Consider the following 7,700-nt stretch of genomic DNA (forward strand, 5'->3'; position numbering starts at 1 on the left):
GGCGGCGATGGGCGGGGGGGATACGCTGTTCATCACGGTGGCTGCGGGCACCACGATTGCCACCTATGAACGGATTTTGGGCGCGGCCACCCCGGTCGTGCGCGCGATGCCCAACACGCCGGCCGCAATCGGCAAGGGTATCACCGCAATCTGCGGCAATGCCGCCGCAGGGGCGGGCGATCTGGACACGGCCGAGGGGCTTTTGGCCGTTCTGGGGCAGGTGGTGCGGCTGGAGGGCGAGCATCAGATGGATGCTGTCACCGCGCTGTCGGGGTCTGGGCCCGGCTATGTGTTTCACCTGATCGAGGCGCTGGCGGCCGCGGGGCAGGCCGAGGGGCTGCCTGCCGACATGGCGATGACCCTGGCCAAGGCCACCGTCGCAGGCGCGGGCGCGCTGGCCGAGGTGGCAGACGAGCCGCCCGCAAAGCTGCGCGAAAACGTCACCTCGCCCGGCGGCACCACGCAGGCCGGGCTGAAGGTGCTGATGGACCCGGACACGGGTTTTGCCCCGCTGTTGCGCCGCGCGGTCAAGGCCGCCGCCGACCGCGGGCGGGAGCTGGGCCAATGACCATCACCTATGACGATTTCGCCAGGGTCGATATCCGCGTGGGCCGGATCATTCGCGCCGACCCGTTCCCCGAGGCGCGCAAACCCGCCTACAAGCTGCTGATCGACTTTGGCCCTGAAATTGGCGAGAAACGGTCTTCGGCGCAGATCACCACGCATTATACCTGCGAGGACCTGGTGGGGCGGCAGGTTCTGGCGGTGGTCAACTTTCCGCCGCGCCAGATCGGCCCGATGCGCTCCGAGGTGCTGACGCTGGGCGTGCCCGATGACAAGGGCGAGGTGGTGCTGATCGGGCCTGGGCAGGATGTGCCGCTGGGCGGGCGTCTGTTCTGATGCGGGTGCTGGTCAGTCGGGCGCTGCCCGACCGGGTCGAGGCGGCGCTGGCTGCGCGCTTTGACGTGACCTTCCGGCGCGAGACGGCACCGCTGAGCGTCGATCAGGCGCAGGCGGCGCTGGCGGGTTATGATGCGATCTTGCCGACGCTGGGCGATGCCTTTCGCGCGCCGTCGTTTGCCGGGCCGGTGCGGGCGCGGATACTGGCCAATTTTGGCGTGGGTTACGACCATATCGACGTGGCTGCGGCGGCGGCCAAGGGGGTGGCCGTGACCAACACCCCCGGTGCCGTCACCGATGCCACTGCCGATATCGCGGTGACGCTGATGCTGATGACCGCGCGCCGGGCGGGCGCGGGCGAGCGGATGCTGCGCGCGGGCCGCTGGACCGGCTGGCAACCCACGCAGATGCTGGGCACCCATGTCAGTGGCAAGAGCCTGGGTTTGATCGGCATGGGCCGGATCGGCCGGGCGGTGGCGCGGCGCTGCCATTTCGGTTTTGGCATGGCGGTGCGGTTTTTCAACCGCTCGGTGCTGGCCGACCCCGGCTTGCCTGCCGAACAGGTCAACCTGACGGCTGCGATGGGGGCCGATTTCGTCGTGGTCGCGGTGCCGGGCGGGCCAGCCACGCGCCATCTGATCGGGGCTGAGGCACTGGCGGCGATGCGCCCCGGCGCGTTCCTGATCAACATTGCCCGCGGCGATGTGGTGGATGAGGCCGCGCTGATCGAGGCCCTGCAACAGGGCCGGATCGCGGGCGCGGGGCTGGATGTCTATGAACGCGAACCCGTGGTGCCCGAGGCCCTGCTGGCGCTGGATCGTGTCACGCTGCTGCCGCATCTGGGCACCGCCGCGCTGGAGGTGCGCGAGGCGATGGGGATGATGGCGGTGGACAACCTGACCGCACTCGCCGAGGGGCGGGTGCCGCCGAACCTGTTGCACCCGGCATGAAAAAGGCCGCCCCGAGGGGCGGCCCTGACTGTCCCGCGGGGGGCAGTCTTACATCTCTTCCAGCGTCTCAAGCGCCTTTTGCAGATCGTCTTTCGAGATTTCCTTTTCGGTCACGGTCGCGCCCGCAACGATGAAATCCACCACCTTGTCTTCAAAGATCGGGGCGCGCAGTTGCTGCTGCATCTGCATGTTGCCCTTCACAAAGTCAAAGAAGGCGCGTTCCTGGCCCGGATACTGACGGGCGGCGGCCATCACGGCCTGCGTCATTTCGGAATCGGTCACGTCGATCTTCTGCTTGCGGCCAACCTCGGCCAGAAGCAGGCCCAGACGCACCCGGCGCTCGGCCAGTTTGTTGTGCTCGTCCGTCGGTTCGATCGAGCCGTGGTTGTGGTCGTGCACCTCGGGGTGCTCTTCGTGCCACAGTTGATGCGCGATCTGGTGCGCCTCGGCCTCGACCAGCGAGGGCGGCAGGTCGAATTTCACCTGCGCATCCAACTGGTCCAGCAGGGCGCGCTTCATCAGGGCGCGGGCGGCGCCCTTGTATTCGGCTTCCAGACGTTCGGCGATCTGCACCTTCAGCGCGGCCAGATCTTCGGCGCCAAAGCGTTTGGCCAGTTCGTCGTCGATCTCGGCCGGTTTCGGCGCCTTCACCGCTTTCACGGTGCAATCGAAGGTGGCTTCCTTGCCGGCCAGATGGGCGGCGCCGTATTCGGTCGGGAAGGTCACGGTCACGGCCACCTCGTCGCCCGCTTTCGCGCCGACGAGTTGCTCTTCAAAGCCCGGAATGAACGAGCCGGAGCCCAGAACCAGCGGGTAATCCTCGGCCGAGCCGCCCTCGAAGGCTTCGCCATCGACCTTGCCGACAAAGTCGATCTCGACCTGATCGCCGTCTTTCGCCTTGGAGCCCTTGCGGCGGTCTTCGAAGTTCTGCGCCGATTTGGCGAGGTTTTCCAGCGCCTCGGTCACCGCGGCATCTTCGGCCTTCACGACCAGACGCTCCAGCGTGATCGTGGTGGCGTCAAGTTCCGGGATCGTGGGCAGAGCCTCGTAGGTGACGGTCACGATCACGTCGTCACCCTCTTTCCACGTCTCGCCGCCCTGCATCTCGATTTTCGGCTGCATCGCGGGGCGGTCGCCGGTGGACGCGAAATGCCCCTCCATCGCCTTGTCGATCGCCTCTTGCATGGCATCGCCCAGAACACGCTGGCCGAATTGCTTGCGCAGCAGCGCCATCGGCACCTTGCCCTTGCGGAAGCCCTTGATCTCGACCTGAGGGGCGACCTCGTTCAGCTTCTCGGTAACCGTCGCGTCAAGCTCCGCGGCGGTGACGGTGATCGTGTAGCCGCGCTTGAGGCCTTCGTTCAGGGTCTCGGTGACCTGCATTCCTATGTCCTTTTCCTCGTGGTGCGGGTGAAGGGACTTGAACCCCCACGCCTTTCGGGCGCCAGAACCTAAATCTGGTGCGTCTGCCAGTTTCGCCACACCCGCAATACCTCAGAGCCGGTGCCTTGCGGCCCCGCCCCCAAATCCGCGCCCTTCTAGCAAGACTGTGGGCGCTATGCGAGCGAAAAAGCGTGCAGCGAAACCGGGACTGCCGGGGTTACAGACCCAGATCGCGGAACACCGCGGGGATCTGTTCGGGCAGGTCTTCGGCGATCAGGCCGGGGCCAAAGCGGCGGGCCGCCTCGACATGCAGGATCGTGCCGATCTGAGCCGCCTCGAACGGGGCAAAGCCGCGCGCGGCCAGCCCCGCGATCAGCCCCGCCAGCACATCGCCCGACCCGGCGGTGGCCAGCCACGGTGCGCCGCGTTCGCGGTGGTGTGGATCCAGAACCAGTTGCCCGTCGGGCGCGGCGATCACCGTGTCGGGGCCTTTGAACAGCACCACAGCGCCGGCGCGGGCGGCGGCGGCGCGGGTGGCATCGACCTTGGAAAACGCCGGGCTGTCCATCGGTTCCTCGGCCATCCGGCAGGCCAGATCGGGAAACAGGCGGGCAAATTCGCCGCCATGGGGGGTCAGCACCGCGCGGCCATTGGCACGGGCGCGGTCAAACAGCGCCTCGGGGTCGGCGGCAAAGACGGTCAGCGCATCGGCATCCAGCACCGTGGCCTGATCCGCCGCCAGCGCCGTCAGCGCCAGATCGCGGGTCGCCGCGCCCAGCCCCAGGCCGGGGCCAAGGCACAGCGCGGTGATGCGGTCATCCTCCAGCAGCGCCGCCAGCGCGATGGCATCGGCCAGCGGCCGTAGCATGATCGCATCCAGCCGGGCGGCGTTTTCGGCCAGCGCCTCGGGCGGGCAGGCCAGCGTGACCAGCCCCGCGCCCACCCGCAGCGCCGCGCGCGCCGCCAGCCGTCCCGCGCCGCCGCGCCCCGGCCCGCCCGCCAGCACAACAGCATGGCCGTGGTGGTATTTGTGCGCCCCCTCGCGCTTGGCCAGTCGCGGCCGCAGATCGGGCAGGGCGGGGCATTTGCTGGGGTCGTGCACGACATCTCTCCCTTGGGGCGGTCGCGGAGTGTTCCCCCGCTGCCGTCTCGTGATAGCTGCTCTTGGGGGCGCGTTCAAACCACGCGCGCGGCGCCGGGCCTTGGGCGGTGATGGCGCGTAATTGGGCAGATGCGGGCAGGGCGCCCAACCCTTGACTGGAAAGTTTGTAAATCGCCAATCCGCGCGGCGTAATGCCTAAAAAATAGGCTAATATGGCGAAATCCCCCGGCGGGACCGGCCCGGCGCCCGCTGCCCGATTGCCCCAATGCCGCGAAAATGGTCAGTCAAGCCGACACAGGTTATCGGGGAGTCGGTGGCATGAAGAAGATCGAGGCGGTGATCAAACCCTTCAAGCTCGATGAGGTCAAAGAGGCGCTTCAGGAAGTGGGCATCCAGGGCCTGAGCGTGATCGAGGTGAAGGGGTTCGGGCGCCAGAAGGGCCATACCGAACTGTATCGTGGCGCCGAATATGTCGTCGATTTCCTGCCCAAGGTGAAGATCGAGATGGTTCTGCCTGATGATCAGGTCGATGCCGCCATTGAGGCGATCATCGCCGCCGCCCGCACCGAAAAGATCGGTGACGGCAAGATTTTCGTGTCGCCGGTCGAACAGGCGATCCGCATCCGCACCGGCGAAACCGGCGACGACGCCGTCTGAGCCGCTTCCCCCTCAGGGCGGCCCGCCGCCCGAAAACGCTCCAACGAAAGGGTGACACCACAATGAGCAAGGTCAACGACGCTCTGAAACTGATGAAGGACGAGGAGGTCGAATATGTCGACATCCGCTTCACCGACCCGAAAGGCAAGCTCCAGCACGTGACGCTGGTGGCCGATCTGGTCGATGAAGATTTCTTCGAAGAAGGCTTCATGTTCGACGGCTCGTCGATTGCCGGCTGGAAGTCGATCGACCAGTCCGACATGAAACTGATCCCCGATGCGGGCTCGGTCTACATCGACCCGTTCTACGCCGAAAAAACCATGTGCGTGCATTGCAACGTGGTCGAACCCGACACCGGCGAGCCTTATTCGCGCGACCCGCGCGGCACCGCCACCAAAGCCGAAGCCTATCTGAAGGCGTCGGGCATCGGTGACGTGGCCTATTTCGGGCCGGAAGCCGAATTCTTCCTTTTCGACGACGTGCGCTATTCGGTGACGCCGGGCAAGGTAGCCTATCAGATCAACGCCGAGGCGGCGGCCTGGAACACCGACACCGAAACCGAAGGTGGCAACTATGGCCATCGTGCGGGACACAAGGGCGGCTATTTCCCGGTGAACCCGGTCGATGAGGCGCAAGACATCCGCGGCGAAATGCTGAGCACCATGAAGCGCATGGGGATTAAGGTTGACAAGCACCACCACGAGGTGGCGACCTGCCAGCACGAACTGGGCATGATCTTTGGCGGGCTGGTCGAACAGGCCGACAACATCCAGAAATACAAATACGTCATCCACAACGTGGCCCATGCCTATGGCAAGACCGTCACCTTCATGCCGAAACCCATGAAGGGCGACAACGGCTCGGGGATGCATGTCAACATGTCGATCTGGAAAGACGGCAAGCCGCTGTTCGCGGGTGACCGTTATGCCGACCTGTCGCAAGAGGCGCTGTATTTCATCGGCGGCATCCTGAAACATGCCAAGGCGCTGAACGCGCTGACCAACCCGGCGACCAACAGCTACAAACGTCTGATTCCCGGTTTTGAAGCCCCGGTGCTGCGCGCCTATTCGGCTCGCAACCGCTCGGGCTGCGTGCGTATTCCGTGGACCGAAAGCCCGAAAGCCAAGCGCGTCGAAGCCCGTTTCCCGGACCCCTCGGCGAACCCCTATCTGGCCTTTGCTGCGCTGCTGATGGCCGGGCTTGACGGGATCAAGAACAAGATTGATCCGGGTCCGGCGTCGGACAAGGATCTGTATGATCTGCCGGCCGAAGAACTCGCCTCGATCCCGACCGTTTGCGGGTCGCTGCGCGAGGCGCTGGAAGAGCTGGAAAAAGATCACGACTTCCTGCTGGCCGGCGACGTGTTCACCCGCGACCAGCTCGATGGCTACATCGCCCTGAAGTGGGAAGAGGTCTATGCCTACGAACACACCCCGCATCCGATCGAGTATCAGATGTATTATTCCTGCTGACCGGCAGGTGGGGTGCGCCTGCCGGCGCGCCCTGCACCAAGGCTTGCGAAGGCGCCCTTTCGGGGGCGCCTTTTGCGTGTGTCGCGGTGTGTATTGAGTGCGATGTGCAGCGTCACGCGATCCCCGTGACCGATAACAAAGGCGGTTAAGGCTGCGGTGGCGCCCTCGGCGAGGCCTGGGGCCTTGAGCACGTCGGGGTTCGTTTCAGTCTCCTGATGAGGATCGTCACGATTGAGGGCTGGCCGATTGCAGGCCGGGGCGACGGGGCCGGGTTGATAATCGGCGCGCAAATCGCTAGATTGACCATGACGCCCGAGCCATTCGGAGAGCCGGTCATGTGCCGTGATGGGGTTCCGACCATCCGGGCGTCATTCCCTCAGGACACTGGCGGCCGGGTCCGCGAGCAGACGCCTGATCTTTGGCGCCTTGAGCTTTTGCATGGTCCTGATCCAGACCTCACCCGCATCAGGCAACAGCTTGAGGGCGAACAGCCACGGTGCCGCGCTGAACCGGTTCTGTTCCCGCTTCCTTGATGGCGAGTATTGCGCTCAAAAGACCGGAACGAAACCGGCGCAGGTCCACTTTGGGTGTGGCGGTTTTGGAACGGGCGACTCAGTCGGCCCAGATCCGGTTCGGGGCGTCGGCCTGCACCTTCTCGTCCATGCCCTTCGCGCCCGCCGGCGTTTCGCTCAACGCAATCGAGGCCGAGGCCCTGGCTACGCCCGTCGACATGCCGCGCCTGTCAGGGGCAGCGCCTACGGGGCTGACGGCCGAGGCGCGGGCGGAGGTTCGGTCTTGTCGCGGTTTTGTGCCGCTCCTTTGATCACGTAATGTGCAGCAAAGGAGATCAGGTCTTTGGCGCGGGCGGTGATCAGGTTGCGCGCGTCCAGCAGTGCCTGCAGGACACCGTCGCCCTGCAAGTGCACCATCTTGTCCGGCCAAGCGCCGCTTGTGCCGCCTTGGCTTCGGCAAGGCCTGCGGACCGACGGTCTGCGGGAGACGACTTCGAGATGCTCATATCTCTCGATCCTGCCTGGGTCATCGTCGCACAAGTGCCGTCAGGCGGGGCGACCCAAACCCGCGTCAACGCCCTTGGGGCGGTCGTCATCGTAGGTTCTTCATAATCTTGCATTATCAATAATATTATAAAGTGCAACTTTTACCAATGTCGCTTTTTGTTGTAACATGAGCAGGCCAAGATGGCAGTCTGGCAGGCGTTCGGTCTTGCAATGGGCA

At 65.2% G+C, this 7,700-nt stretch carries 7 protein-coding genes, 1 tRNA gene and 1 pseudogene; 5 read left to right on the forward strand and 4 right to left on the reverse strand.

All coding sequences use genetic code 11. The features are described from left to right. From C5F46_RS15250 to C5F46_RS15260, 3 genes are all read left to right on the forward strand, one after another. Positions 1 to 568 (forward strand): pyrroline-5-carboxylate reductase (locus tag C5F46_RS15250; RefSeq protein ID WP_107326176.1); only part of this gene is annotated, 568 nt, incomplete at its 5' end. Beyond that, positions 565 to 900 carry a tRNA-binding protein gene (locus C5F46_RS15255; protein ID WP_107326177.1) on the forward strand — a complete coding sequence of 112 codons (336 nt, stop codon included), beginning with the start codon at positions 565 to 567 and terminating at the stop codon, positions 898 to 900. The genes C5F46_RS15250 and C5F46_RS15255, both read left to right, overlap by 4 nt. Next, positions 900 to 1,850 (forward strand): 2-hydroxyacid dehydrogenase, encoded by a 951-nt coding sequence (locus tag C5F46_RS15260; protein WP_107326178.1) that lies wholly within the window; start codon positions 900 to 902, stop codon positions 1,848 to 1,850. Before C5F46_RS15255 ends, C5F46_RS15260 begins: the two co-directional genes overlap by 1 nt. A gap of 48 nt (positions 1,851 to 1,898) precedes the next feature. On the opposite strand, the gene tig is transcribed toward C5F46_RS15260, so the two are convergent. The 3 genes and pseudogenes from tig to C5F46_RS15275 all read right to left on the reverse strand — a co-directional run. Next, positions 1,899 to 3,233, reverse strand: a complete 1,335-nt coding sequence (gene tig, locus C5F46_RS15265) for a trigger factor (protein ID WP_107326179.1) — start codon at positions 3,231 to 3,233, stop codon at positions 1,899 to 1,901. Between the two features lie 19 nt (positions 3,234 to 3,252). Further along, positions 3,253 to 3,338, reverse strand: a tRNA-Leu gene (locus tag C5F46_RS15270). Positions 3,339 to 3,450: 112 nt separating this feature from the next. Next, positions 3,451 to 4,293 (reverse strand): annotated as a pseudogene (locus C5F46_RS15275) (NAD(P)H-hydrate dehydratase); the annotation flags it as partial. A gap of 360 nt (positions 4,294 to 4,653) precedes the next feature. On the opposite strand from C5F46_RS15275, the gene C5F46_RS15280 reads away from it, so the two are divergent. Together C5F46_RS15280 and glnA are read left to right on the forward strand one after the other, a co-directional pair. Beyond that, entirely contained in the window at positions 4,654 to 4,992 is a 339-nt protein-coding gene (locus C5F46_RS15280) for a P-II family nitrogen regulator (RefSeq protein ID WP_107326181.1), read from the forward strand. Between the two features lie 62 nt (positions 4,993 to 5,054). Then, positions 5,055 to 6,464, forward strand: coding sequence for a type I glutamate--ammonia ligase (gene glnA / locus C5F46_RS15285; RefSeq protein ID WP_107326182.1), 1,410 nt, complete (start codon positions 5,055 to 5,057; stop codon positions 6,462 to 6,464). A 755-nt stretch (positions 6,465 to 7,219) separates the two neighbouring features. Here the strand turns inward: glnA and C5F46_RS16790 are convergent. Beyond that, positions 7,220 to 7,384 carry a hypothetical protein gene (locus C5F46_RS16790; RefSeq protein ID WP_168796839.1) on the reverse strand — a complete coding sequence of 55 codons (165 nt, stop codon included), beginning with the start codon at positions 7,382 to 7,384 and terminating at the stop codon, positions 7,220 to 7,222. Positions 7,385 to 7,700: the final 316 nt, after the last annotated feature.

It is taken from the genome of Phaeovulum veldkampii DSM 11550 (assembly GCF_003034995.1).
Taxonomy (GTDB): domain Bacteria; phylum Pseudomonadota; class Alphaproteobacteria; order Rhodobacterales; family Rhodobacteraceae; genus Phaeovulum; species Phaeovulum veldkampii.